This window comes from Klebsiella ornithinolytica NBRC 105727 = ATCC 31898 (assembly GCF_001598295.1).
Lineage (GTDB): Bacteria > Pseudomonadota > Gammaproteobacteria > Enterobacterales > Enterobacteriaceae > Klebsiella > Klebsiella ornithinolytica.
Map to the genome: position 1 here is coordinate 12,404 of NZ_BCYR01000001.1, position 26,679 is coordinate 39,082.

Annotated in this window: 23 protein-coding genes; 8 read left to right on the forward strand and 15 right to left on the reverse strand. The window is 59.2% G+C overall.

The genetic code is table 11. The annotated features are described in order from the left end of the window. Positions 1-6: 6 nt before the first annotated feature. The gene (gene narL, locus ROR01S_RS00055) at positions 7-657 is read left to right on the forward strand and encodes a two-component system response regulator NarL (RefSeq protein ID WP_004863467.1); all 651 of its coding nucleotides are present in this window, start codon (positions 7-9) and stop codon (positions 655-657) included. On the opposite strand, the gene ROR01S_RS00060 is transcribed toward narL, so the two are convergent. The 7 genes from ROR01S_RS00060 to nasR form a co-directional block, all read right to left on the reverse strand. Then, the gene (locus ROR01S_RS00060; RefSeq protein ID WP_015584092.1) at positions 654-2,030 is read right to left on the reverse strand and encodes a YchO/YchP family invasin; all 1,377 of its coding nucleotides are present in this window, start codon (positions 2,028-2,030) and stop codon (positions 654-656) included. The two genes, narL and ROR01S_RS00060, sit on opposite strands and share 4 nt — an antisense overlap. 104 nt (positions 2,031-2,134) lie before the next feature. Next, complete coding sequence (locus ROR01S_RS00065; protein ID WP_064358957.1) at positions 2,135-4,735, reverse strand: nitrate reductase; 2,601 nt, start codon at positions 4,733-4,735, stop codon at positions 2,135-2,137. Then, positions 4,735-8,796, reverse strand: a complete 4,062-nt coding sequence (gene nirB / locus ROR01S_RS00070) for a nitrite reductase large subunit NirB (protein ID WP_073972261.1) — start codon at positions 8,794-8,796, stop codon at positions 4,735-4,737. Before nirB ends, ROR01S_RS00065 begins: the two co-directional genes overlap by 1 nt. Positions 8,797-8,805: 9 nt before the next feature. Beyond that, positions 8,806-9,594: an ABC transporter ATP-binding protein gene (locus tag ROR01S_RS00075; protein WP_004863483.1), complete on the reverse strand. Its 789-nt coding sequence runs from the start codon at positions 9,592-9,594 to the stop codon at positions 8,806-8,808. Between the two features lie 10 nt (positions 9,595-9,604). After that, entirely contained in the window at positions 9,605-10,489 is an 885-nt protein-coding gene (ntrB, locus tag ROR01S_RS00080) for a nitrate ABC transporter permease (RefSeq protein ID WP_064356955.1), read from the reverse strand. A 1-nt stretch (position 10,490) separates the two neighbouring features. Then, on the reverse strand, positions 10,491-11,747 hold the full coding sequence (locus ROR01S_RS00085) for an ABC transporter substrate-binding protein (RefSeq protein ID WP_004863490.1): 1,257 nt from the start codon (positions 11,745-11,747) through the stop codon (positions 10,491-10,493). 269 nt (positions 11,748-12,016) lie between these two features. After that, positions 12,017-13,204, reverse strand: a complete 1,188-nt coding sequence (nasR, locus tag ROR01S_RS00090) for a nitrate regulatory protein NasR (RefSeq protein ID WP_004863491.1) — start codon at positions 13,202-13,204, stop codon at positions 12,017-12,019. Between the two features lie 70 nt (positions 13,205-13,274). Between nasR and ROR01S_RS00095 the strand changes: the two genes are divergently transcribed. Together ROR01S_RS00095 and ROR01S_RS00100 are read left to right on the forward strand one after the other, a co-directional pair. Next, on the forward strand, positions 13,275-13,628 hold the full coding sequence (locus tag ROR01S_RS00095) for a DsrE/DsrF/TusD sulfur relay family protein (RefSeq protein ID WP_032687103.1): 354 nt from the start codon (positions 13,275-13,277) through the stop codon (positions 13,626-13,628). A gap of 240 nt (positions 13,629-13,868) precedes the next feature. After that, positions 13,869-14,111, forward strand: coding sequence for a DUF1883 domain-containing protein (locus tag ROR01S_RS00100; protein ID WP_064358958.1), 243 nt, complete (start codon positions 13,869-13,871; stop codon positions 14,109-14,111). Positions 14,112-14,142: 31 nt separating this feature from the next. Here the strand turns inward: ROR01S_RS00100 and ROR01S_RS00105 are convergent, their stop codons facing one another. Both ROR01S_RS00105 and chaB read right to left on the reverse strand, forming a co-directional pair. Continuing rightward, positions 14,143-14,823, reverse strand: a complete 681-nt coding sequence (locus tag ROR01S_RS00105) for a gamma-glutamylcyclotransferase (protein WP_004863506.1) — start codon at positions 14,821-14,823, stop codon at positions 14,143-14,145. A 150-nt stretch (positions 14,824-14,973) separates the two neighbouring features. Continuing rightward, positions 14,974-15,204: a putative cation transport regulator ChaB gene (gene chaB / locus ROR01S_RS00110; RefSeq protein ID WP_004863508.1), complete on the reverse strand. Its 231-nt coding sequence runs from the start codon at positions 15,202-15,204 to the stop codon at positions 14,974-14,976. A gap of 264 nt (positions 15,205-15,468) precedes the next feature. Here chaB and chaA point away from each other — a divergent pair, with 264 nt between their 5' ends. Next, positions 15,469-16,569: a sodium-potassium/proton antiporter ChaA gene (chaA, locus tag ROR01S_RS00115; RefSeq protein WP_004863510.1), complete on the forward strand. Its 1,101-nt coding sequence runs from the start codon at positions 15,469-15,471 to the stop codon at positions 16,567-16,569. A 107-nt stretch (positions 16,570-16,676) separates the two neighbouring features. On the opposite strand, the gene kdsA is transcribed toward chaA, so the two are convergent. From kdsA to hemA, 6 genes are read right to left on the reverse strand one after another with little or no spacing between them, the layout of a single operon-like run. Continuing rightward, positions 16,677-17,531, reverse strand: coding sequence for a 3-deoxy-8-phosphooctulonate synthase (kdsA, locus tag ROR01S_RS00120; RefSeq protein WP_004863512.1), 855 nt, complete (start codon positions 17,529-17,531; stop codon positions 16,677-16,679). A 39-nt stretch (positions 17,532-17,570) separates the two neighbouring features. Further along, positions 17,571-18,383 (reverse strand): invasion regulator SirB1, encoded by an 813-nt coding sequence (gene sirB1 / locus ROR01S_RS00125; protein ID WP_004863515.1) that lies wholly within the window; start codon positions 18,381-18,383, stop codon positions 17,571-17,573. Positions 18,384-18,386: 3 nt separating this feature from the next. Continuing rightward, the gene (gene sirB2 / locus ROR01S_RS00130; RefSeq protein WP_004863518.1) at positions 18,387-18,779 is read right to left on the reverse strand and encodes an invasion regulator SirB2; all 393 of its coding nucleotides are present in this window, start codon (positions 18,777-18,779) and stop codon (positions 18,387-18,389) included. Further along, entirely contained in the window at positions 18,776-19,627 is an 852-nt protein-coding gene (prmC, locus tag ROR01S_RS00135; protein ID WP_064358959.1) for a peptide chain release factor N(5)-glutamine methyltransferase, read from the reverse strand. Before prmC ends, sirB2 begins: the two co-directional genes overlap by 4 nt. Next, entirely contained in the window at positions 19,627-20,709 is a 1,083-nt protein-coding gene (prfA, locus tag ROR01S_RS00140) for a peptide chain release factor 1 (protein ID WP_004863527.1), read from the reverse strand. The genes prmC and prfA overlap by 1 nt, the downstream gene beginning before the upstream one ends. Positions 20,710-20,750: 41 nt before the next feature. After that, positions 20,751-22,007: a glutamyl-tRNA reductase gene (hemA, locus tag ROR01S_RS00145; RefSeq protein WP_004863529.1), complete on the reverse strand. Its 1,257-nt coding sequence runs from the start codon at positions 22,005-22,007 to the stop codon at positions 20,751-20,753. A gap of 273 nt (positions 22,008-22,280) precedes the next feature. Here hemA and lolB point away from each other — a divergent pair, with 273 nt between their 5' ends. The 4 genes from lolB (at position 22,281) to dauA (ending at position 26,675) form a co-directional block, all read left to right on the forward strand. After that, complete coding sequence (gene lolB, locus ROR01S_RS00150) at positions 22,281-22,892, forward strand: lipoprotein insertase outer membrane protein LolB (RefSeq protein ID WP_004863531.1); 612 nt, start codon at positions 22,281-22,283, stop codon at positions 22,890-22,892. Further along, positions 22,892-23,743: a 4-(cytidine 5'-diphospho)-2-C-methyl-D-erythritol kinase gene (gene ispE, locus ROR01S_RS00155; protein WP_162098182.1), complete on the forward strand. Its 852-nt coding sequence runs from the start codon at positions 22,892-22,894 to the stop codon at positions 23,741-23,743. The genes lolB and ispE overlap by 1 nt, the downstream gene beginning before the upstream one ends. 180 nt (positions 23,744-23,923) lie before the next feature. Continuing rightward, positions 23,924-24,871 carry a ribose-phosphate diphosphokinase gene (gene prs, locus ROR01S_RS00160; protein WP_004863536.1) on the forward strand — a complete coding sequence of 316 codons (948 nt, stop codon included), beginning with the start codon at positions 23,924-23,926 and terminating at the stop codon, positions 24,869-24,871. A gap of 124 nt (positions 24,872-24,995) precedes the next feature. Then, positions 24,996-26,675, forward strand: coding sequence for a C4-dicarboxylic acid transporter DauA (gene dauA, locus ROR01S_RS00165; protein ID WP_073972262.1), 1,680 nt, complete (start codon positions 24,996-24,998; stop codon positions 26,673-26,675). The last annotated feature ends 4 nt before the right edge of the window (positions 26,676-26,679 follow it).

The following is a 26,679-nucleotide window of genomic DNA, read 5'->3' on the forward strand; positions in this document are numbered from 1 at the left end:
AACCCTATGAGTCAACAGGAACGGGCCACCATCCTTCTCATTGACGATCATCCGATGCTGCGCACCGGCGTCAAACAGCTGGTCAGTATGGCCAGCGATATTCAGGTTATTGGCGAGGCCAGCAACGGTGAACAAGGTATCGCCCTCGCGGAGACGCTGGACCCCGATCTGATCCTGCTGGATCTCAACATGCCCGGCATGAACGGTCTGGAAACCCTCGATAAGCTGCGTGAAAAGTCGCTCTCCGGCCGAATCGTGGTATTCAGCGTCTCTAACCACGAAGAAGATGTGGTCACCGCCCTCAAACGCGGCGCTGACGGCTACCTGCTGAAAGACATGGAGCCAGAAGATCTCTTAAAAGCATTGCAGCAGGCCGCGGCAGGCGAGATGGTCCTCAGCGAAGCGCTCACGCCGGTGCTGGCAGCCAGCCTGCGCGCCAACCGCGCCACCTCAGACCGCGATATCAGCCAGCTGACGCCGCGCGAGCGGGATATTCTCAAGCTCATCGCCCAGGGGCTGCCGAACAAAATGATCGCCCGTCGTCTGGAGATAACCGAGAGTACCGTGAAGGTGCACGTTAAGCATATGCTGAAGAAAATGAAGCTGAAATCACGTGTTGAAGCGGCGGTATGGGTACACCAGGAGCGGATTTTCTAAGGAGCATCCCGCCAGGTGACGCCGTCGGCCGAGAATTTGACCAGCGGCTCGGTCAGCGCCAGCGCGATCTCATTGGATGAAACGCGCTGACCCGTTTTGTCTTCCACGACCACCGACAGATGCCACAGATTGGTCGCTCCCGGCTCGCTGTTCCAGGCCGGAAGAATCACGCTCCAGCCGTCCGGGCTGCGGGTATCCACGGGAGACGTTAAGCTCAGCGACTGCGTATCGCCTTGCCATTTCAGCGACTTTATCCCATGCAGGCTACGAATTTGCAGCTTCAGCTGAACCGTCTCCCCCGGCTGTAAATCCCACGGCGGCGTCGCCAGGTAGACCGACAGCGATTTACGCTGACGATACTCGACCACCGGTAAATGATCGCGCTCCGGGCTGTCGTAACGACTGCCGCGCAAGGAGCGGCTGACCGCCACCTCATCGGCCGCCAGCTGCTGTTTAAGCGGCACGCCAAAACGGTAGTTCAGATTCAGTCCGACGTTGTTTTGACTGAGCCCGCTTTCGCCCTGCTTATGTTTTGCGGTCATAGTCACTAACGGCACGGGGGTATAGTTCAGCCCCACCGACACCGCCACCGGGTTACGGTAGCCGGTACCGGAATGGAACAGGTCGACGCTATCGCCAAAGTACTGCTCGACGCTGACGCTGGTATTAATATGCTGATAGAACGGTAGCCGCGCCTGGGCGGTGACATCGTAGCCGCTTGCCATCCGCTGTTCCTGGGTCAGGCTTTCGCCCTGCTGCCAGCTCCCGACGGGATGGTAATAGTTGGCCGACAGGCGCAAATATTCGCCCCAGGCTTCGGCACCAACGCTGCCTCGCGCCATGTTTTCACCCAGCACTTTGTCGTAGAACGAGTTATAGCCCAGCAGCCAGTCGCCCGTTCGCCAGCGCTGTCCCAGACCGATGTTCCCCACCAGATCGTTTTCCCGCCGGGTGACGGAATACTGATTCCAGGTCAGGTAATCGCCGTTATCCTGTAGCGGGATAAACCAGCTGCCCTGACTGCCGGTGAAGTTGCCTTCTTTATCCACCCGCAGATCGACATTGGCGTTGCCCCACGGCGAGAGCCAGTTTTCCAGCTGATGACTCAGCTCATTGCCAAGCTTGCCGATGGCCATCATTCGCGCCTGTTCGCCGGTCGTCAGGCCATTATCGCTCATGCTGGCCTCACCAAACTTTTTCGCGACTTCGGCAAAATGGCGGGCGTCGTCATCCACCTGCGGCGCAATCCCCAGATCCGGCAGCGCCGCCTGTTTTTCACTGAACGCCGTATTTCCCTGCAGAGCACGAGCAGGAACGCCTGCCAGCAGCAGGAGTATTGAAAGGAGTGGGGTCACGCGGTACGACACAGGCATTAAATCGGTTACATTGGCTCACGTAGGATAATGACAGTCTTTAAGTTTACCGTTTTTTTCCCTCTCCCGTAGCCCCAAAGGCAATTCCAGGAATAACCCGAACCTCATGCCCGTATCTGCTCCTCTGCCAGCAGCGCTTTGAGCTCGGGAATACAAGAGCCGCAGTTGGTACCGCATTTCAGCACCTTGCCCAGTTCGCCGACCGTGCGGCAACCGCTGGCGATGGCCTCACCAATCGCGCGTTCACCAATGCTCATGCAGCTGCAGACAATCCGCCCCGCAGGGGCTGTCTCGCCGCTTTTTCTCCCGCCGAGCAGCGCGTGCCGCTGCTCGGGCGTCTGCGGCGGAGAGTGAAACGCAGCGGCGATCCACCCGGCATCGATTTGCGGCTCGCCAGGATTGCTCCACCAGCCCAACATCAGCCTTCCCTCATGCCAGGCCAGCAGGCTCCATACTGCCCCGGCCTGCGCGGTTTGTATCTGCCACTCCTGCTGACGACACCAGTCGGTTAGCCATCCCTGCGGAGGGTGTTCTCCGGCTAAAGAGAGATGGTTTACCGCCAGCGCGGCCCGCCGACGCCAGTGGACCGCGACCGGCAGCGGAACCGGCTGGCGACAAAATAGTTCACCGTGCCAGGCGGGACGCCAGGGTGCAATCGCCACCGCCACCTGTTTGCTTTCCGGCTGTCCGGACCAGGGATCCGTTACCGCCGACAGCAGGTCGTTGACCCGCCCCCGTCGGGCAAACTGATTATTCCAGTGCATCGGCACAAACAGCGAGCCGGGACGCTGCCCGCGGCTGACCACCGTTTTGGCCACCATCACTCCATTGCGCGACCAGATTCGCGCCAGTTCTCCCTCGCGCAGCTGCAGGCGTCGGGCATCCGCTGGCGCGATCTCCACGATCGGTTCGGCAATATGCTGCATCAGGCGCGGCACGCTGCCGGTACGGGTCATGGTGTGCCACTGATCGCGAATGCGGCCGCTATTGAGGATCAGCGGATAAAAGGCGTCGGTCGCGGCACGCGTGGCCTGGGGCGTCACCGGCACCATGCGCAATTTGCCATCGCCGTGCCAGCCCTGCTGTAAATCAAGACCGCTGCCGCTGCGGCTGACCGGCCAGCGAACCGGCGCCAGGTTGTCCCACGCCTCACGGCTGAGATCCGCCAGCCCACCGATATCGAACGCCCGCTGGCCGTTATTTTCAAACCCCGAAAGCGCGGCATGCTCGCTAAAGACTTCGTGCGGATGGCGCCAGGCAAAGGCGGCGCCAAAGCCGAGCTGTTCGGCCATGCGCGCGATTATCCACCAGTCGGCTTTGGCTTCCCCCGGCGGCGGCAGAAAGCTGCGCTGACGGGAAATACGGCGTTCCGAGTTGGTGACGGTGCCATTTTTTTCTCCCCACGCCAGCGCCGGGAAACGGATATGGGCAAACGCTGCCGTATCCGTCCTGGCGCTCACTTCGGAAACGATCACCAGCGGACAGCCGGCCAGCGCCTGGCTGACGGCAAGGCTGTCCGGCAGCGACACCACCGGATTGGTGCCCATAATCCACACCGCTTTCACCTCACCGCGGCCAATGGCGGCAAACAGGTCCACCGCCGTCAGTCCCGGCGTCTGCGCCAGCCGTTCGCTGCCCCAAAAGCGCGACAGCCGGTGCAGATCCTGCGGCTCAAAATTCATATGGGCGGCCAGCATCGTCGCCAGGCCGCCCACCTCGCGGCCGCCCATCGCATTTGGCTGTCCGGTCAGCGAAAACGGCCCGCAGCCCGAACGCCCGTACTTCCCGCTGGCGAGGTGGACGTTAATAATGGCATTACACTTGTCGCTACCGCTGGCCGACTGATTGATCCCCATGGTGTAGAGCGTTATCGCCCGCGGCGCAGCGATGAAATCACGATAGAACCCGGCGACCTGCTCCATGTCCAGCCCGCAGAATTCGGCCACCTGTGCCGAGTCCCAGGCTGCAGCGGCGGCCAGCGCCTGCGCCTGGTCGCGAAAATCGCCCGTCAGCGCACCGGCCTCGGCAATGGCGCTCAGTAAACCGACAAACAGTCCGCCATCGCTGCCGGGCGCAACCGCCAGGTGGCTATCGGCGATATCGCAGGTGGCGGTTCGACGCGGATCAATCACCACCACTTTCATCCGCGGATTATCACGTTTCGCCTGAACCAGCCGCTGATAGAGCACCGGATGCGCCCAGGCGGCGTTCGAACCCACCAGCACCACCAGATCGCTGTTTTCCACGTCCTCATAGCTGCACGGCACCACGTCGGCGCCAAAGGCGCGCTTATATCCGGTCACCGCCGAGGACATACAGAGCCGGGAATTGGTATCGATATTGGCGGCGCCGATAAATCCCTTCATCAGTTTATTCGCCGCGTAGTAGTCCTCGGTGAGCAGCTGTCCGGAGGCGTAAAACGCCACCGCCTGCGGCCCGTGTTGCTCAATGATTTGCCGCAGCCGGCTACCGGCAACCGTCAGCGCCCGTGACCAGCTGACAGGTTCCCCCTCCAGCTCAGGCCTCAGCAATCGCCCCTCCAGGCCAGTGGTTTCGCCGAGCGCCGCGCCCTTTACGCACAGGCGTCCCAGGTTTGCCGGATGGTGCTCATCGCCGCGCACGCTGACCTGGCCATTTTCCTCCCTTCGTGCCAGCACGCCGCAGCCGACGCCGCAATAGGGACAGGTGGTGCGTATTTCATCCATCAGGAGGCCTCCGCACGCGCCAGCAGAAGCTGGTTCCCGACCCACACCGTGCCGTTTTCGATCTTCACCGGCCAGGCGCGGACCATCGGTTCACCGCCATCGCAGGGACGCCCGTCGCGCAGCCGGATACGATGTTTATACAGCGGCGAAATGACCATCGGCTCCCCGCCGGCATCGCCCAGCATACCGCGCGACAGCACGTTGGCGTCGCTACCGGGCTCCAGGTTGTCGAGGGCATAAACCTGTTCGCCAAAACGAAACAGCGCAATCTGCCGTTCGCCCAGTCGCGCGCCGATCCCGGCCTGGGCGGGAATCGCCGCCAGTTCGCAAATGGCCTGCCATGGCCGGGTCGACACCTCACCTTCGCGGCGTACCGGCGCGATGACCGGCTGAGGCTGACCGCGCAACATTTGCCGCTGCACGGCCTCATCCGGCCGATCGCTGTTAACATAGGAACGGAACAGCGCCAGCCGCTGCGGATCGTTCAGAGTGGTCTGCCATTCACACTGGTAGCTCGCCACCACCCGCGCCATCTCCTGCTCCAGCTCTTCGCCAATCCCGAGGCTGTCTTCCAGGATCACCTCGCGCAGGTAGTCGATTCCGCCTTCGAGGTTATCCATCCAGGTGCTGGTTCGCTGCAGCCGATCGGCAGTGCGAATATAGAACATCAGCAGCCGATCAACCGTGCGGATCAGCGTCGCGTCGTCGAGGTCGCTGGCAAACAGATCGCCATGTCGCGGCTTCATCCCGCCGTTGCCGCAGACGTAAAGATTCCAGCCTTTTTCCGTGGCAATCACCCCGATATCTTTCCCCTGCGCCTCGGCGCATTCGCGGGTACAACCGGAGACCGCCATTTTTATCTTGTGCGGCGCACGCAATCCTTTGTAACGATGTTCAAGGGTGACCGCCAGCGCCGTCGAGTCCTGAACGCCGTAGCGACACCAGGTCGAGCCGACGCAGGATTTCACCGTTCGCAGCGACTTGCCGTAGGCGTGACCGGTTTCAAAGCCGGCCTCCGCCAGCTCGCGCCAGATAGCCGGCAGCTCTTCGAGCCGGGCGCCAAACAGATCGATACGCTGGCCACCGGTAATTTTGCTGTACAGCTGGTAGCGTTTGGCAATTTGTCCGATGGCAATCAGTCCGTCCGGCGTCACTTCGCCTGCCGCCATACGCGGGACCACTGAATAGGTGCCATCTTTCTGAATATTGGCGAAGTAGCGGTCATTGGTATCCTGCAGCGGTAAATGCGCCGGTTTCAGCAGGTACTCATTCCAGCAGGAGGCCAGAACTGAAGCCACCAGCGGCTTACAGATTTCGCAGCCGTGTCCCTGACCGTAACGACTAATCAGCTGATCAAAGGTGTGGATATGATTCACGCGCACGAGGTGATAGATCTCCTGACGCGACCACGGAAAGTGTTCGCAGATATCTTTTTTCACTTCCACGCCCTGCGCCGAGAGCTGATATTCCATCACCTGCTTGACCAGCGCGCTGCATCCACCGCAACCGGTCGCCGCCCGGGTACAGCTTTTTATCGCCGGGATATCGCTGGCGCCCGCGCTGACCGCCCGGCAGATATCACCTTTAGTGACGTTGTGGCACGAGCAGATCTGCGCGCTGTCCGGCAGCGCCGCTACCCCCAGCGCTTTTGGCGCGCTCCCCTCCTGCACCGGCAGAATCAGGCTTTCCGGGCGCGCGGGCAGCGCCATCGCGTTCAACATCATTTGCAGCAGCGTGGCGTAATCGCTGGCATCGCCCACCAGCACGCCGCCCAGCAGCGTTTTGTTCTGCTGGCAGACGACAATTTTCTTGTAGATTTGCCCCGGACCATCCGTCCACTGGTAGCTCTGGCTACCGGGCGTGCGTCCCTGGGCGTCGCCGAAAGAGGCTACATCGATGCCCAGCAGTTTCAGTTTGGTGCTCATATCGGCGCCGCTGAAGCTCGCCTCTTCTCCAGCCAACATTGCCGCCGCCGTTCTCGCCATCTGGTAGCCCGGCGCCACCAGGCCATAGATTTTGTCCTGCCACAGGGCACATTCGCCAATCGCCACCACCTGCGGATCGGAGGTGCGGCACTGATTGTCGATGACGATCCCGCCGCGTTCTCCTACCATCAGTCCGCTGCCGCGCGCCAGCGTATCCTGCGGACGAATCCCGGCGGAAAAGACCACCATGTCGGTAGCCAGCGATCCGCCATCGGCAAAGTTCAGCACCAGGCCATTGTCACCGCGCGCAATACTCTGAGTCGTCTTGCTGGTATGGACACCGACGCCAATATCATTGATTTTCTCCCGCAGCATCGCGGCGCCCGGGCTATCCAGCTGGACCGCCATCAGATTCGGCGCAAACTCCACCACGTGGGTTTCCAGCCCCAGCTGTCTGAGCGCGTTGGCGGCCTCCAGCCCCAGCAGCCCGCCGCCAATCACCACCCCGCGTTTTGCGCTGCTGGCGCAGGCGGCAATACGGTCGAGGTCGTCGAGGGTGCGGTAGACGAAACAGCCCTCCAGATCGTGGCCCGGCACCGGCGGAACGAATGGATATGAGCCGGTCGCCAGCACCAGTTTATCCCAGTGGGTTTCATGCCCGCAGGTATCGCGTACCACCCGCGCTTCACGGTCAATGGCCGTAATCGTCTCGGACAGCCGCAGTTCAATTCCGTGCCGGGCGAAGAAATCGCCGTCCACCAGCGACAGCGATTCCGCGCTACGACCGGCAAAATATTCTGATAAATGCACCCGGTCGTAGGCGGCGTAACGCTCTTCGCCAAACACCACGATCCGAAACTGTTGATGCAGGTTACGGCTGACGCATTGCTCGAGAAAATGGTGGCCGACCATGCCGTGTCCGACCAGCACCAAAACAGGTTTTGTCATAGAAAATTCACCTGCAGCGCGCGGCTGCGTTGAAGAAGGATCAAAAAGCCAGTCTGGCTGCGCGGGGGTAGCCAGCAGCGCGGTGAGCGGCGCGGCATTTGCGCAGTCGCCCAGCAGCAAAACAGCCTGAAGTTTGCCGTCGCGGACCAGCAGACGGCGGTAGTGGCGGGCCAGCGGGTCCCAGCTGGTCCAGATCTCATCGTGGTCGCTGGCCTGCGGATCGCCGGCGCTGAACAGCGCGATGCCGGTGACTTTCAGGCGGGTACCGCTATCCTGCCAGTGAAAATCCGCCTCCGGCGTGCCGCATAGCCGCCCGGCCAGCACCTCAGCCTGGCGCAGACAGGGCGCCACCAGTCCCCAGGTCTGGCCGTCAATTTCGCAACATTCGCCAAGAGCGCTAACCCCCGGCAGCGCGGTCGCCAGCTGACGGTCCACGATAATGCCGCGCCGACAGGCCAGGCCGCTTCGCTGCGCCAGCTGAATGTTGGGGCGCACGCCGGTCGCCAGCACTACGCGACTGGCGGCAAACGCCCGGCCATCCTCCAGCACAACCTCATGCTCGCGAATCGCGGCAATCCCGCAGCCGGTGACGCACTGGATCCCTCGCTCCTCCAGCTGTTGCTGTAGCTGCTGACCGGCAAAGGCATCGGTTTGCTGTTCCATCAGCCGGTCGCCGCGATGCAGCAAAGTGACATTGTCACCATGACGTCGTAACGCAGCCGCAGCCTCGACGCCGAGCACCCCACCGCCGATCACGACCGCCGGGCCGCCGGTTGCCAGAATGGCGGCCACATCGGCAAAGGTGCGAAATGCGTAGACGTGCGGCAGCGCCACACCGGGCAGCGGCGGGATGAAAGCCTGTGAACCGGTGGCGAAAATCAGCTCATCCCAGGAGAGCTCGCCGCGGGTGGTGCGTAGCGTTCGCGTCGTCATCTCCACCGCCAGCACCGATTCATCGCTGCGTACCGTCACGCCATGCTGGTGATACCACTCCTCTGGCAGCAGCCGCGTTTGCGCCAGCGTTTTTTCCCCACCCAGTACCGGTGACAGCTGGATACGGTTATAGGCCTGCCAGGGTTCATCCCCGATAATCACTATCTGAAATTTGTCGCCCCCCCGCGCCACCAGCGTCTCCGCCAGCCGGGTGGCCGCCATACCATTGCCGATAATCACCAGTCGCCGCTTCATCGCCGCCCCTTACGCCGCCTTCGGCTGTTTTTCGTAGAGGAAATGGAGAATCTGCTGACGCAGGTGGTGATAACGGCTGTCATCCGCCAGCTGAACACGATTACGCGGCCGGGGCAGGTCGATAGCGAGAATCTCGCCCACCGTCGCCGCCGGGCCGTTGGTCATCATCATGACGCGGTCAGAGAGCAGCACCGCCTCATCAACATCATGGGTAATCATCACGATGGTGGTGTTCAGCGCCTGCTGAATCTGCATCACCGCATCCTGCAAATGGGCGCGGGTCAAGGCATCGAGCGCGCCAAACGGTTCATCCAGCAGCAGCACCTTCGGCTTCATCGCCAGCGCTCTGGCAATCCCTACCCGCTGCTTCATGCCGCCGGAGATCTCCCCCGGACGCTTGTGCAGCGCATGACCCATTTGCACCCGCTCAAGGTTGTGTTCGATCCACGCCTTGCGCTCGGCTTTGCTCATGGTGCGGCGAAAAACCTGGTCGACCGCCAGCGCCACGTTGTCAAAGCAGGTCAGCCACGGCAGCAGGGAGTGGTTCTGGAAGACTACCGCGCGCTCGGGACCCGGCCCGGCGATTTCGCGGTTATCACACAGCAGTCCGCCTTCCGTGGGTAAGGTAATGCCGGCAATCAGGTTCAGCAGCGTGGATTTACCGCATCCTGAGTGGCCAATCAGGCTCACGGTCTCCCCTTCATAAATGTCGAAAGAGACGTTTTGCAGGGCCAGAAATTCGCCGCTGGCGGTATGGAAGCGCTGGCTGACGGCCTGCACCTGAATTAATGGTTTCATAGCGATTCTCCTATTTTTCTTGCCAGCTGAAGCGACGAGCGATCAACATCAGCCCCTGCTCCAGCAGCAGGCCGACGACGCCGATAATGACGATGGCGATGATGATGTTTTCCACGTTGAGATTGTTCCATTCATTCCAGATCCAGAAGCCGATCCCCAGGCCGCCGGTCAGCATTTCAGCAGCGACGATCACCAGCCAGGCAATGCCAATAGAGAGACGCACGCCGGTCAGCACCGCGGGCAGCACGGCCGGGAAGAGAATGCGCCGCATCACCGTCCACTCCGACAGCTGTAAAACGCGAGCCACGTTGAGATAATCCTGCGGAATGCGGCGTACCCCTTCGGCAGTGTTAATCACCATTGGCCAGATAGAGCAGATAAAAATGGTCCAGCTCGACGCCGGCTCCGCCTTCTGGAACAGCAGCAGGCCAATAGGCAGCCACGCCAGCGGACTGACCGGGCGCAGCAGCGCAATCAGCGGATTAAACATGCGGGCAAAGAACAGCGAGCGGCCAATCAAAAAGCCCAGCGGGATCCCCACCAGCGCCGCCAGCCCAAAGCCCACCGCCACCCGCTGCAGTGACGCCAACACGTTCCAGCCGATGCCCATGTCGTTCGGCCCGTCCTGATAGAAAGGATCGGCAAACAGGGTCAGCGCGGAATCGAGCGTACTCAGCGGCGTCGGAAAGCCCTTGCCGTTGATCGCCGCCAGCTGCCAGCAGAGCAACAGCAGCCCCAGCCCGAGCAGGGGTGGCAGGAGCCGCTGTACGGTTTCACGTAGCCAGCGCCTGAGGGGCGGCGTCGGACGTCGGACCTGTACCGGTGGCAGGACAATCACTTCGCCCGGCGTTTTTTCTGTGGCAATAACAGGTTGCGTACTGTGCGCGTGTTTCATTTCATGCCCCCTTACGTTGAATCGCGAAGCCGCGGGCGTAACCTTCCGGATCGGCCCCCGTCCAGACCGTACCGTCTATTAATGTGCTGCTGCGCATGAGCGCAGCCGGCGTAGAGATGCCGCCCACCGCCTGCGCCGCCTCTTTCCAGACGTCAATGCGGTTGATGCGCCCGGCCACCGCCTGATAATCCGGGGCTGTTTTTAGTAATCCCCAGCGGCGGAACTGGGTTAAAAACCACATTCCGTCCGACAGCCAGGGAAAACTCACCTCTCCCTGGTCGTAAAAGCGAATCGGGTGTGCGTCCTGCCAGCGCTGTCCCAGCCCGTTGTCGTACTCCCCGAGCATCCGTCCGGTGAGATACTGCTCTTTGGTATTCAGCCAGGCGCGTTTTGCCAGAATGCGCGCCGTCTCTCGTTTGTTCTCTTCCGAGGCGTCAATCCAGCGCGCCGCATCCAGCACCGCCGCGACCAGCGCGCGGGCGGTGTTCGGATTGCGTTCGACCCATTCGCTGCGGGTGCCGAGAATTTTTTCCGGGTGTTCCGGCCAGATGGCCTGCGAAGTGGCTGCGGTAAAACCGATACGGTCGTTGATCGCCCGCGCGTTCCACGGTTCGCCGACGCAAAAACCAACCATGTTGCCGATACGCATGTTCATCACCATTTGCGGCGGCGGCACCACCACGGTGCGTACGTCCGTAAACGGGTCGATACCACCGCTGGCCAGCCAGTAATAGAGCCACATCGCGTGCGTCCCGGTGGGAAAGGTGTGGGCAAAGGTGTAGCTGCCCGGCGCGCGCTGGCCGATCAGCCGTTTCAACCCCCCGAGGTCGGTCACCCCTTTCTCCCGCAGGTCGCTGGAGAGCGTAATCGCCTGGCCATTGCGGTTGAGGGTCATCAGGTTTGCCATTGCGTGCGGCTTGCCGGCGATCCCCAGTTCGAGGCCATACAGCAGGCCGTAGAGAATGTGTGCCGCATCGAGTTCACCGGCGATCAGTTTGTCGCGCACCGCCGCCCAGCTGGCTTCTTTGGTCGGTACCAGGGTAATGCCATATTTTTTATCGAACCCTTTCAACGACGCGATCGCGATCGGCGCGCAGTCCGTCAGCGGAATAAATCCGACTCGTACGGTAGATTGCTCCGGCTTATCGGATCCTGCCGCCCATGCGCTCTGCATCACGCCGGGCAACAACATCGCCCCGCCCAGCGCGGCGCCTGCCTGTAAAAAATGCCGTCGTGAAATCGAAAATTTATCGCCCATACCCGCTCCAGAACACGCAAAAAAAAAGCGCCCGACAGTGCTGATGCACTGCAGGACGCCTTTATCCATGGACACACAAACCGCCGTTGGCCTGTTGCCCAAAATTGTTTACTGAACGATTTAACGCATTAACCGTTGTCTGCAGGATATTGCAAAACAGATGCCAATGTTCACAGAGGCGGTGTCAGGCCGTTTTCCGCTGTGCGCCGGGCGGCTTCCCGCCGCTCATTGCACCGCTGACAGGCAGCCGCTGCCCAACCATCGTGCATCTACTCCTTTGGGGTTATGGACCACAACGCCTTTACCGTCAGCAGCGCGCGGGCGATTTCCACCATCCTCTGATTCTTATCCATTGCCATTTTCCGCAACGCCTGCCAGGCCTGCTCTTCCTGCATTCCCTGATGAACCATCAGCACACTTTTCGCTTTTTCAATCAGCTTGCGCTCTTCGAGCGTATCTTTTAGCGAGGCCAGTTGCCCGGAGAGCTGCTGGAGCTCAAAGGCCTGCTGGCGAACCAGCGGCAGCAGCTGTTTATCGAGACGGCGCGCGATGCCGTCATCACCCTCTTCCTCCGGCCAGCTGGCGGGCGGCGCTTCGCCGCTGAGCAGGTTATCGGCGACGCTCAGCAGGTCGTCAATCAGCCGCTCTTCCAGACCTCGCATCTGCTCCAGACGCTGTGTCTGGGCGCAAAACCAACGCAGCGCCGTCTCCCCCTCATCTGCCGGGGGCTGTCGGGTACAGGCGATCCGCCGCAGCTGCTCAATTTCCAGACTGGCCTGGCACTGGGTCATAAACAGCGCAGTCTGCGGCGCCTCCGCCAGCGCCTGGAAGCTGTCAAAACAGGGCTGCTGACCATCGATTCTGTCCACCAGCAGCTGGCGGAGCTCATCGCTAAACTGGCCGCGGGCAAAGCCGGATGCCCCCAGCGCGCGCTCCTGCCCCACCAGCTCTTTCCCCTGCATAAAGCTGTAGAGCGCCACCATGCGCCCGGCAATTTGCGGGTCGTCAATGCTGTCGTTGAGCTGCGGGACAATATTTAATAAGTGGCGGATAATGCGACTAAACTGGTTTGTCGCCTCTTCGGCGATGATAGCGCGGCCGCGCACGGCGTGGCGCAGCGTCAGCAACTGCTCCAGGTACCAGAGCGCGCTGGCAATCCGCCAGCATAGCGCGCCGCTGGCGCACTCCCGCACCGCTTCCAGCGCCTCGCGAAAGGCGATAAGCTGCTCATCCACCAGTGCCGAGCCCGCCCGGCACTCCGCGGCATAGAGCCGTCCAGCGGAGCAGAGCCAAAGGTTGGACGCACCGCGTTCGCACTGTAGCATGTGTACCAGCGCGCTTATCCGGCTTGCCAGCGTACCCTGCTGCGCCAGCTGGCGTAGCTGCTCTTTTTGCAGCTGCCGCGCGCGGTGAAACCACCTGTTGGCCTCAGGCGTGATGCCAGCCGTATTATTCATACCCCCTCCCGGGTCAACGCTTTATACTTTAACCACAAGCAATAACCGTGCCTTATACCAAGGAGTCCTTATGCAAAGTATTGTGATTATCGCCAACGGTGCTGCCTACGGTAGCGAATCGCTGTTTAATAGCCTGCGTCTGGCGATTGCCCTGCGCGAACAGCAGTCTGAACTCGATCTGAAGCTGTTTTTAATGTCTGACGCGGTGACGGCAGGCCTGCGCGGACAAAAGCCGGCGGAAGGCTATAACATTCAGCAAATGCTGGAGATCCTCACCGCCCAGAATGTCCCGGTGAAATTGTGCAAAACCTGCACCGACGGCCGCGGGATCACCGCGCTGCCGCTGATTGACGGCGTGGAGATTGGCACTCTGGTGGAGCTGGCGCAGTGGACGCTGGCGGCCGATAAAATCCTGACCTTCTGAAGAAAGGGCCTCTGGCGGGATTTAATATCACCGAGGCAGCGTTTGTTAATCAAAAAACTAAGTCAGCTGAATGCTTTCAGGCACAACATCATTTTTGTTTAATCTTTATCCCTTTTTTTGATCAAAATCAGCATTCGTCTGCTCCCCATTTGGTGTTATGCCATGAGTAAAGTGTGAACAATATCACGCGCGGGATTGAGCAGGCAGGATGCTGTAGACAGACAACAACGGGGTAGATAAATGGCGATGGTTAAAGCAAGTTTGATGTTGTTTGGCGGTGATACGCTGGTGGTTCGTTGTTCTGAACGCTGCCATATTCACCTGATGAGCGCGAAGGCTGCCGGCGACAGCCATGCGGATATTCTGAGCGTCCAGGATCGCGACAGCGCCTATCTGACCGTGCCGTATAACGGCACCTGGAACGTACTGATCGATAGCCACGGCCAGTCACTGGAGCACTCCATTAGCTACGTTCCCGCCTGATATCACCTGCCCGGGATAGCCCGGGCATTTTTCAGGCCAGCCCCGGCTGGCTGTTTTCTCCCAGCAGCGTCCGTACCGTCCCGACCAGATCGTCAAGACAATCATCGTGCATACCGAGTTTGCGTAGCTCCTGATCCAGAGAGAACAGGTACTGGGCATTGGTGCCGAGCGGCCCGCTGGCTTTAGCGATCAGCGGCGCAATGACCTGGGCGCGGGTATCCGGTTCGAACAGCGGATGACGAGGATCCATAATAAACACCAGCGCGTTCACCGTCCGCCCGTCATCGAGCTCCAGCTTACACCAGGTCGGCAGATAGCACCCGGTGATCATCTCCCGCTTCCACAGCAGCGTCAGCTCCTCTTCCAGCGTCTCATCAGGGAGTCGATAGGCCACGCCGGTGGTACGCCCGCCCTCTTTCAGCGCCAGCATGCGCCCCGGCTGGCAGGCACTGCCGCGCCCGGCGGTCAGCCGCAGGCAGAAGGCGCGGTGCCAGCCCGGAAGCGTACCGGTACAGGTTTCGCGATACTCAAGAGCCGGGTTCCACATCAGCGAACCGTAGCCAAAAATCCATACTGAGCCAGCATCCGGACGACAGGCCAGCGTTGCCGCCAGGGAAGCGGCCCGTTGCTCTGCCGACCAGAGAAGCGATTCCTCAATAGCACCAAACGCCGTCTTACAATCCGCATTGATTAAGAAATCACGAGTTAACACTTTCTACTACCTCCGCCACTGCCCGCTTCCCGGCGATTATCTGATGGCATCCGTGAAATATTGCCGAATTATTATCCAGCTTTCATCGACAATAAGCAATGAACGACACGCTGGCAAGGCGCGGAGCAGCAGATGAGGCAGCAGGAACGATTATTTTTTCTTATGCCACTTATCATCGTCTCCTTTTTGATAGTCATTCTTGACCGCCGCCCAGGCGACCTTATGCGCCGTCTCTTCACGGCTGGCGTCGTCCCGCCGGTCCGCCTGGTGCTTATACTGCTCCCAGGCGCTATTAAACGCTTCTTTATAGATCTCCTGGGCATGCGCCGGCAACACGTGCCGGACGCTATCGGGTAGCGCTTGTTTACTGCGATAAGGCATATGCACCTCCGGATGGTGGTAAAAAGATAAGTCTGGGACGCTAATTACGGGTTTTCAAGGCGGGATATAATCCAGAAGCATTTTTAGTAATTATCTGAATAATAAATACAAAATCGCAATAATGATAAGTTATGACAATCTCAAGGCATTAGTTACCAATAGCCGTAAATTTAAGTAAAAAAACAATTCAGATAGCAAAATGTCTGTTATTTTATCTACTTACGGTATCTATAATTATAACACCTGCATAAATGGAGATGGTTCATGACGCATGTACATGAGGCGGTGAAAACCCGCCACAAGGAGACATCGCTTGTTTTCCCGATTCTGGCGCTGGCGGTGCTTATCTTCTTCGGAAGTAGTCAGTCACTGCCAGCGGTCATTGGCATTAACATTCTGGCCTTAGTGGGTATTCTGTGTAGCGCATTCAGCGTTGTACGCCACGCGGACGTTCTCGCCCACCGCCTCGGCGAGCCGTACGGTTCGTTAATTTTAAGTCTTTCCGTGGTGATTCTTGAAGTCAGCCTGATTTCTGCATTAATGGCCACCGGCGACGCAGCCCCGACGCTGATGCGCGATACGCTCTATTCAATCATTATGATTGTCACCGGCGGCCTGGTCGGCTTTGCCCTGCTGCTGGGCGGACGTAAATTCGCCACCCAGTACATGAATTTGTTTGGTATTAAGCAGTATCTCATCGCCCTGTTTCCGCTGGCGATTATTGTGCTGGTCTTTCCGATGGCGCTACCGGGCGCGAATTTCAGCACCGGGCAGGCGCTGCTGGTTGCGCTGATTTCCGCCGCCATGTACGGCGTATTTCTGTTGATTCAGACCAAAACGCACCAGAGCCTGTTTATTTATGAGCATGAAGACGACGGCGACGACGACGACCCGCATCACGGCAAACCGTCCGCCCACAGCAGCGCCTGGCACACCGCGTGGCTGTTAATTCACCTGGTCGCGGTTATCGCGGTCACTAAGATGAACGCGAACCCGCTGGAGACGCTGCTGACCAGCATGAACGCGCCGGTGGCCTTTACCGGTTTCCTGGTCGCGCTGCTGATTCTCTCGCCGGAAGGACTCGGTGCATTGAAAGCGGTACTCAACAATCAGGTGCAGCGCGCGATGAACCTGTTCTTCGGTTCGGTGCTGGCGACGATTTCGCTGACCGTGCCGGTGGTCACCTTAATCGCCTTCTTAACCGGCAATGAGCTGCAATTCGGGCTTGGCGCACCGGAAATGATTGTGATGGTCGCCTCGCTGCTGTTGTGCCAGATCTCCTTCTCTACCGGACGCACCAATGTGCTGAACGGCGCCGCGCACCTGGCGCTCTTCGCCGCTTATCTGATGACCATTTTTGCCTGACCGCTCTTCCCCGGCGTCGACCGGGGAGAGTTCTGCGCCGTTACTGGCGCAAAAAAAAGCCTGCCGGTTTTACAACGGGCAGGCTTTTCGCGTTCAGGAGCGATGAATTAGTTGCTGGTATCCAGCTCTTCAAAGTTCTTCACCAGATCGTCAATTGCTTTGATCTGCTTCAGGAATGGCTCCAGTTTAGCCAGCGGCAGCGCGGACGGGCCGTCGCATTTCGCATGTTCCGGGTCCGGATGCGCTTCGAGGAACAGGCCTGCCAGGCCCGTTGCCATACCGGCGCGCGCCAGCTCGGTCACCTGAGCACGACGACCGCTGGACGCGGCGCCAAACGGGTCGCGGCACTGCAGCGCGTGGGTCACGTCGAAGATAACCGGCGAGTTGTTAGACACTTTCTTCATCACCCCAAAGCCCAGCATGTCGACAACCAGGTTGTCATAGCCGAAGTTCGCCCCGCGATCGCAGAGGATAACTTTGTCGTTGCCACCTTCGATAAACTTGTCGACGATGTTACCCATCTGGCCCGGGCTGACAAACTGCGGTTTCTTCACGTTGATCACCGCGCCGGTTTTTGCCATCGCTTCGACCAGGTCGGTCTGGCGCGCCAGGAATGCCGGCAGCTGGATAACGTCAACCACGTCGGCAACCGGCTGCGCCTGGCTTGCTTCATGAACGTCGGTGATGATTTTCACGCCGAAGGTCTGCTTCAGCTCCTGGAAAATTTTCATCCCTTCTTCCAGACCCGGACCACGATAGGAGTGAATGGAAGAACGGTTGGCTTTATCAAAAGAGGCTTTGAACACGTAAGGAATGCCCAGCTTCTGCGTGACGGTCACATAGTGTTCGCAGATGCGCATCGCGAGATCGCGGGATTCCAGCACGTTCATCCCACCAAACAGGACGAAAGGCAGGTCGTTTGCTACGTTGATATCACCAATGCTAACCACTTTTTGTTTCATAAGATCGCCTTATCAGGGTGTAACCGGATTCATTCCAGATTAGTGAAGAGTAATTTGTTTATGCGAAATGGTGTTAATTTGCGCGCGGATCATTTCGCTGATCGGGTCCTCCGGACACTGTTCGACGAAATAATTCAGGTCCAGCAGCGCAACATGATCGCACTCAAGCTGGGCGTAGATCAGCCCGCGATCGCGGATCTCATACGGATCCTCCGGATTAAACTGCAGCAGCGCTTCGCTGGCGCGCAGGGCCAGCTCCATCTGCCGCTCTTCCATCAGCGCCGATTTTAAGGTGTCGAGCAGCTTGTGGATCACTTCGGCGTTATCCGCCTCGTCGAGATCCTCGTTGAACAGCTCGGCAACCGGGCTAATATTGCCCTTCAGCCAGACTTCCAGCGTGTGTTCGTTGAGCGTTTCACCGTTGAACGGGTTAATCAGCCACATCTCTTCGCTGGTTTCCGGGTCGGCGCGCAGCAGCAGCTGCGTCGGGAAGATAACCGGGACCAGCGGCAGCGACAGGCGCTGAGCAATCCACAGGACGATAGCGCCTAATGACGCCGCGCTCCCCTGACGATTAATCAGGACTTTGTCGATCCACAAAGCATCAGACAGCCGGTAAACGCCGTGGGAATCGCGAAAGCCCCACTCATGGTAGAACAGCTCCAGCAGCCGCTCCAGCTGACGCTCCTGATCCCAGGAAGAGGCAATTTCCTCCTGCGCCAGACCCAGCAGCCGCTCCAGTTCATCCTGCACATAGTGCGTCGGAAAATCGTCGCGGATTAATTCAGAAATGAGGACCATGCCATCGCACAATGGCGCTTTATTAAATTCGAAATCAGCTAATGACCTCATGACTTACCCCAGTAACGGTGTTCTTGTAATGGCGAGTTGTATGATGATGAACAACACCACCAAAGCCAGCAGAAAGGCAATAAACCGGCTCTGCTGGCTGCGCGGGCGACGACGGCCCAGCGCGATAAAACCCAATGCGATGTAAATAATAACGCCAAACAGCTTTTCAGTCAGCCATGAGCCGTCTTCAGTGAAAGGCAGATAGTGCGTTATGGCCATTAATCCTGCGCCGCTCAGAAATAACAGCGTGTCGCTGCAGTGCGGCGCAATGCGCACCCAGCGCTGGTTCAGCCGGGCATTGCCGCTGTAGGTCCACCAGTAGCGTAAGGTAAATAAACTGACGGAAACCACCACACACGCTATATGCAGATACAGCACCGCGCTAAACAGATTCATATGCCCGCTTTCTCCATGCCGGAAAATCGCCCTGTCGTCAGGCGATCGTTATCGCCGTAGTCACGGCAGGTCGTCACATCGTGGTAACCCGCTTCCCGGAACAGCGCCCGTACCGCGTCCCCCTGCTTCCAGCCGTGTTCCAGCAGCATCACGCCGTCGGAGGTCAGGAAACGGCGTCCTTCCCGGATGATATGCGCGAGGTCGGCAAGGCCGTTATCGGCAGCAACCAGCGCCGTTTTTGGCTCAAAACGAACATCGCCCTGCTCAAGATGCGGATCGGTTTCGTCGATATAGGGCGGGTTGCTGACAATCATGGTGAACCGCTGCCCGGCCAGCTCGCTGAACCAGTGGCTTTGCAGGACGCTAACGTTCGTGATGGCAAGGCGCTCGGCGTTACGCGCGGCTAATGCCGCCGCATCGGGCATGAAATCCACCGCCGTGACCTGGCAGTCCGGGCGTTCACTGGCCAACGCCAGGGCGATCGCGCCGGTGCCGGTACCTAAATCCAGAATCCGGCACGGCGTGGCCGGCAGCCGCGCCAGCGCCTGCTCGACGAGGCATTCGGTATCCGGGCGCGGAATGAGCGTTGCGGGGGAAACCAGCAGCGGCAGCGACCAGAACTCACGCTCGCCCACCAGATGGGCCACCGGCTCGCCGCGCTGGCGGCGGCTCAGCAGCGTCTCCAGCTGCGCCTGCTGTTCCAGCGTCAGCACCGTCTCACCGAAGGCGAGGAGCCAGGTCCGCGCCCTGCCGGTGACGTGCCCTAACAGGATCTCGGCGTCGCGTCGCGGGCTTTCACTCGCGCTCAGTCGGGCAATCGCCTGCGCCAGCCACTGTTGAAAGGTCATCATTCCTGCTCGGAAAGCGCTGCCAGCTGATCGGCCTGATATTCCTGAACAATCGGCTCAATCAGCATATCCAGTTTCCCTTCCATCGCTTCGTCCAGACGGTAGAGGGTCAGGTTGATGCGGTGGTCGGTCACGCGGCCCTGCGGGAAGTTATAGGTGCGGTTGCGATCGCTGCGATCGCCGCTGCCCAGCAGGTTACGACGGGTTGACGCTTCCGCCTGCTGACGCTTAGCGATTTCCGCCGCGCGAATACGCGCGCCGAGCACCGACAGCGCTTTGGCTTTGTTTTTGTGCTGCGAACGCTCGTCCTGGCACTCCACTACTATCCCGGTCGGTAAGTGGGTAATACGGATCGCCGAATCGGTGGTGTTAACGTGCTGACCGCCGGCCCCGGAGGAGCGGAAAGTATCAATACGCAAATCGCCCGGGTTGATATCCGGCATTTCGGCTTCCGGCAGCTCCGGCATCACCGCCACGGTACAGGCGGAGGTGTGAATACGCCCCTGGGATTCGGTGGCCGGCACGCGCTGTACGCGATGACCGCCGGACTCAAATTTCAGACGACCATACACGCCATCGCCGCTGATTTTGGCAATCACCTCTTTATAACCGCCATGTTCGCCTTCGTTGGCGCTCATGATCTCCACGCGCCAGCGGCGGGATTCGGCGTAACGGCTGTACATACGGAACAGATCGCCGGCAAACAGCGCCGCTTCATCACCGCCGGTACCGGCGCGGACTTCGACAAAGGCGTTGCGTTCATCATCCGGATCCTTCGGCAGCAGCAGCACCTGCAGCTGTTGCTCCATCTCCTCGCTTTTCGCTTTCGCGTCGCGCAGTTCTTCCTGCGCCATTTCGCGCATTTCCGCATCGTCGAGCATCATCTGTGCAGTTTCGATATCGTCCTGCACCTGGCGCCATTCGGTATAGCAGCGCGCCACGTCGCTCAGCTGCGCATATTCCCGCGACAGCGCGCGGAATCGATCCTGATCGGCGATGGTCGCAGCATCACCCAGCAGCGCCTGAACTTCCTCATGGCGTTCGTACAGAGCTTCCAGTTTGGCAACAATAGAAGGCTTCATAGGCGTGAATTCACCCTGTCCTGAAAAAAGAGAAATGTGCGCTATTCCAGCCCGAGGCTGTTGCGCAGAATATGCAGGCGTTCATCATCCCCGTCACGGGCTGCCTGCTGAAGAGATTTGGTTGGTGCGTGGATCAGGCGATTGGTCAGTTTACGCGCCAGATCCTGCATGATTTCCTGCGCATCGCCGCCCTGCTCCAGCGCAGCCAGCGCTTTCGCCGTCAGCTCCTCACGGACCTGCTCGGACTGGGAACGATATTCGCGGATAGTCTCGCTGGCGCTCTGGGCACGCAGCCAGGCCATAAATTCGCTGGTTTCCTGCTCGACGATCGTTTCCGCCTGTACCGCCGCGGCTTTACGCTGCGCCAGGTTATGCTGAATGATGTTTTGCAGGTCGTCCACGCTGTACAGATAGGCGTTCGCCAGCTTACCCACTTCGGGTTCGACATCGCGAGGCACCGCGATATCAACCAGCAGCATCGGCTGATTACGCCGCGCCTTCAGCGCACGCTCCACCATCCCCTTGCCGATAATCGGCAGCGGGCTGGCGGTCGAACTAATAATAATGTCGGCCTCTTTCAGCCGCTCGTCGATATCGCTCAGGGCGATAACCTCGGCACCGACCTCCTCGGCCAGAGCCTGCGCGCGCTCGCGGGTACGGTTAGCAATCACCATGTTGCGCACGTTGTGTTCACGCAGATGACGCGCCACCAGTTCGATGGTTTCCCCGGCGCCGACCAGCAGCACCGTCACGCTTGAAAGGGATTCGAAGATTTGTCGCGCCAGGGTACAGGCGGCGAAAGCCACGGAAACCGCGCTGGCGCCGATATCGGTTTCGGTCCGCACGCGTTTTGCCACCGAGAACGACTTCTGGAACATCCGCTCCAGTTCGCTGACGTTGAGGTGACCGCGGCTGGAATCGGCGAAGGCTTTTTTGACCTGCCCCAGAATCTGCGGTTCGCCGAGCACCAGCGAATCGAGGCCGCTGGCGACGCGCATCAGGTGGCTGACCGCATCATTATCCTGGTGCCAGTACAGGCTTTTACGCAGGTCTTCTTCATTAAGATGGTGGTAATCACACAGCCAGCGGATGAGCGCTTCCTGCAGATTATCCTGTTCTTCAACGCTGAGATACAGCTCCGTGCGGTTACAGGTCGACAGCACCACACCGCCCTGCACCATTGGCTGAGCCAGCAAGCTCTCCAGCGCCTTATCGAGCGTGTCCGGCGAAAACGTTACGCGTTCTCGCAGCGCGACCGGGGCTGTTTTGTGATTAATGCCAAGAGCTAAAAGGGTCATTGTGAGGGAGTAGTACCAGCGTTGCTAAGGTTAGTCTGAGCGCATCATACAGGATGCGCGGAATCAATAAAAGAGACGCTCCCCTTTTGGAGTAATAGGCATCGGGCTTAAAAGCCATTAACGGTAATTTTTTGATTTCAGACAATTTGAACGTAGACGCTATCGCCGGGCAACGCTAGCATTAAGGGTTATAATTGTAACCCGCTACACAAATCGTGTGCGTACCACCCCGTCGCCGGATTTCACTGTAGACATCAAGGATTTGTCATCATTATGAATCGACTGCTCCGCCTGTTACCGCTGGCAAGCCTGGTCCTGACCGCCTGTACACTCACCGCCCCGAAAGGCCCTGGCAAAAGCCCTGACTCTCCTCAGTGGCGTCAGCACCAGCAGGATGTCCGCAATCTGAGCCAGTACCAGACCCGCGGCGCCTTCGCTTACCTCTCCGATGAACAAAAAGTTTACGCCCGCTTCTTCTGGCAGCAAACCGGCCAGGATCGCTATCGCCTGCTGCTGACCAACCCGTTAGGCAGCACCGAACTGTCGCTGACCGCCCAGCCGGGCAGCGTGACGCTGATCGATAACAAAGGCCAGACCTATACGGCGACCGATGCCGAAGAGATGATTGGCCGCCTGACCGGGATGCCGATTCCGCTAAACAGCCTGCGCCAGTGGATCGTCGGCCTGCCGGGCGATGCCACCGACTACTCGCTTGACGATAAATACCGCCTGAGCGAACTGAACTATACCCAGAACGGCAAAACCTGGCACGTCACCTACGGCGGCTATACCAGCGATACCCAGCCATCGCTGCCGGCCAACATGGAGCTGAATAACGGCAGTCAGCGTATCAAGCTGAAAATGGATAACTGGATTGTGAAATGATGACCCGCTGGCCCTCTCCTGCAAAGCTGAACCTGTTTTTGTACATCACTGGACAGCGCGCCGATGGTTATCACACCCTGCAGACGCTGTTTCAGTTCCTTGACTATGGCGATACCTTAACGATCGAACCGCGTCATGACGGCGCGCTGCGCCTGCTGACGCCGGTTGCCGGCGTAGCCGATGAAGAGAATCTGATTATTCGCGCCGCAAGGCTGCTGATGCAGGCGGCGACGGCATCCGGACAGCTTCCTCCCGGTAGCGGCGCCGATATCAGCATCGACAAGCGTCTGCCGATGGGCGGCGGTCTGGGCGGCGGCTCGTCCAACGCCGCGACGGTACTGGTGGCGCTGAATCATCTGTGGGGCTGTGGTTTGTCGGAAGAGCAACTGGCGACGCTGGGGCTGAGTCTTGGCGCCGATGTGCCGGTATTCGTGCGCGGCCACGCCGCCTTTGCCGAGGGCATTGGTGAGATCCTGACGCCGGTCGAACCGCCAGAAAAGTGGTACCTGGTCGCTCATCCCGGAGTCAGTATTCCGACGCCGACCATTTTCCGCGACCCCGAGCTACCACGAAACACCCCGGTAAGGTCAATAAGTACGTTACTAAAATGTGAATTTCGCAATGATTGCGAGGTTATCGCAAGAAAACGTTTTCGCGAGGTTGATGCGGCGCTTTCCTGGCTGTTAGAATATGCGCCGTCGCGCCTGACAGGCACAGGAGCCTGTGTCTTTGCTGAATTTGACACCGAATCTGCCGCTCGTCAGGTGCTGGAGCAAGCCCCGGAATGGCTACAAGGCTTTGTAGCGCGAGGAGTTAATATCTCCCCGCTCAAGCTAGCCCTACCCAGGTAGTTCTGCTTTTTTGCACGAATTACCTTAGTACGCCGGGCAAATTGAGTAACGGTGACAACGTCACCCTGTTCCAGACGTTGCATCGTTCTCTTTAAATACACCGCCTGGATAGAAGAGTGCCGCCCGCACGGTTTCTGGCGCTTTTCATCCACCACTGGACGCATGCCTGAGGTTCTTCTCGTGCCTGATATGAAGCTTTTTGCTGGTAACGCCACCCCGGAACTAGCACAACGTATTGCCAACCGCCTGTACACTTCTCTTGGCGACGCCGCTGTAGGTCGTTTTAGCGACGGCGAAGTCAGCGTACAAATCAATGAAAACGTACGCGGTGGTGATATTTTCATCATCCAGTCCACTTGTGCTCCCACCAACGACAACCTGATGGAACTGGTTGTTATGGTTGATGCTCTGCGTCGCGCTTCGGCGGGTCGTATCACCGCTGTTATCCCTTATTTCGGCTATGCTCGTCAGGACCGTCGTGTGCGTTCTGCGCGTGTGCCGATTACCGCGAAAGTGGTTGCCGATTTCCTGTCCAGCGTTGGCGTTGACCGCGTACTGACCGTTGACCTGCATGCAGAACAGATCCAGGGCTTCTTCGACGTTCCGGTTGATAACGTATTCGGCAGCCCTATTCTGCTGGAAGATATGCTGCAGCTGAACCTGGATAACCCGATCGTGGTTTCTCCGGACATCGGCGGCGTGGTGCGTGCTCGCGCTATCGCCAAACTGCTGAACGATACCGATATGGCTATCATCGACAAACGCCGTCCGCGCGCTAACGTTTCTCAGGTGATGCACATCATCGGTGACGTTGCCGGCCGCGACTGCGTGATGGTTGACGATATGATCGATACCGGCGGCACGCTGTGTAAAGCAGCTGAAGCGCTGAAAGAGCGTGGTGCGAAACGCGTATTTGCCTACGCCACTCACCCGATCTTCTCCGGCAATGCTATCCAGAACATTAAAAACTCTGTGATTGATGAATTCGTCGTCTGCGATACTATTCCGCTGGCGCCGGAAATCAAAGCGCTGGAAAAAGTGCGTACGCTGACGCTGTCTGGCATGCTGGCAGAAGCGATTCGTCGTATCAGCAACGAAGAATCTATCTCTGCTATGTTCGAACATTAATCGAGCCCGGCCAAAAAACCCGCTGCGGCGGGTTTTTTTGTCTCTTAAACCAATTTGTATGACCATTGCCTCCTTCACCTGCCATTTAGTTGACAGATGATGCGCTCATGGATGAAACATTATTGTGAACAGATTATTTTCCTCACATGTGATGCCTTTCCGCGCCCTCATCGATGCTTGCTGGAAAGAAAAATACACGCTAGCCCGTTTCACCCGCGATCTGATCGCCGGGATCACGGTCGGGATTATTGCCATTCCTCTGGCAATGGCGTTGGCTATTGGCAGCGGTGTCGCGCCGCAGTATGGACTTTATACTGCCGCCGTCGCCGGGATTATTATCGCCCTCACCGGCGGCTCGCGCTTTAGCGTATCCGGGCCAACCGCCGCCTTTGTGGTGATCCTCTATCCGGTGTCACAGCAGTTTGGCCTGGCCGGACTGCTGGTGGCGACGTTGATGTCCGGGGTCTTTTTAATTCTTTTCGGCCTCGCCCGCTTTGGCCGGTTAATTGAATATATTCCGCTATCCGTTACCCTCGGGTTTACCTCCGGTATTGGTATCACTATCGGTACCATGCAGATAAAAGATTTTCTTGGTCTGCAGATGGCGCACGTTCCCGAGCACTATCTGCAGAAAGTCGCCGCCCTGGTGATGGCGCTGCCGACGGCTAATCCTGGCGATGCGGCGATTGGCGTTGTCACCCTTGGCACGCTGATCCTGTGGCCGCGTCTGGGGATCCGCCTGCCCGGCCACCTGCCTGCGCTGCTGGCGGGCTGTGCGGTGATGGCAATCGTCAATCTTATGGGGGGCCACGTCGCGACTATCGGCTCTCAGTTCCACTATATTCTGGCTGACGGTAGCCAGGGTAACGGGATCCCGCAGCTGCTGCCGCAGCTGGTGCTGCCGTGGGATATGCCTGGCTCCGATTTTACGCTCAGCTGGGCGTCACTGCGGGCGCTGCTGCCGGCGGCCTTCTCGATGGCGATGCTCGGCGCGATTGAATCATTGCTGTGTGCGGTGGTCCTCGACGGGATGACCGGCACGAAGCACAAAGCCAACAGCGAACTGATAGGCCAGGGTCTCGGCAATATCATCGCCCCTTTCTTTGGCGGTATTACTGCCACCGCCGCCATTGCCCGTTCAGCGGCTAACGTCCGCGCCGGCGCAACATCGCCGGTATCCGCCGTGATTCATGCGCTGCTGGTCATTATGGCGCTGCTGGTGCTGGCGCCGCTGCTCTCCTGGCTTCCGCTGTCTGCGATGGCGGCGCTGCTGCTGATGGTAGCGTGGAATATGAGCGAAGCGCACAAGGTGGTGAATTTGCTGCGCTACGCGCCGAAGGACGACATCGTGGTGATGCTGATGTGCATGTCGCTGACCGTACTGTTTGATATGGTCATCGCTATCAGCGTCGGTATCGTGCTGGCCTCGCTGCTGTTTATGCGCCGCATTGCGCGCATGACCCATCTGGCGCCGGTCAATGTTGATGTGCCCGACGACGTGCTGGTCCTGCGGGTTATCGGCCCCCTCTTCTTTGCCGCTGCCGAAGGGCTGTTTAACGATCTGGAGACGCGGATTGCCGGTAAGCGGATCGTGGTCCTGAAGTGGGATGCGGTGCCGGTACTGGATGCCGGCGGACTGGATGCCTTCCAGCGTTTCGTCAACAAACTGCCGGAAGGCTGTGAACTGCGCGTCTCGAATCTCGAGTTTCAGCCGCTGCGCACCCTGGCACGGGCGGGCGTTCAGCCGATTCCAGGGCGCCTGAGCTTCTATCCCGACCGTGCTGCCGCTCTGGCAGACATTTAACTTA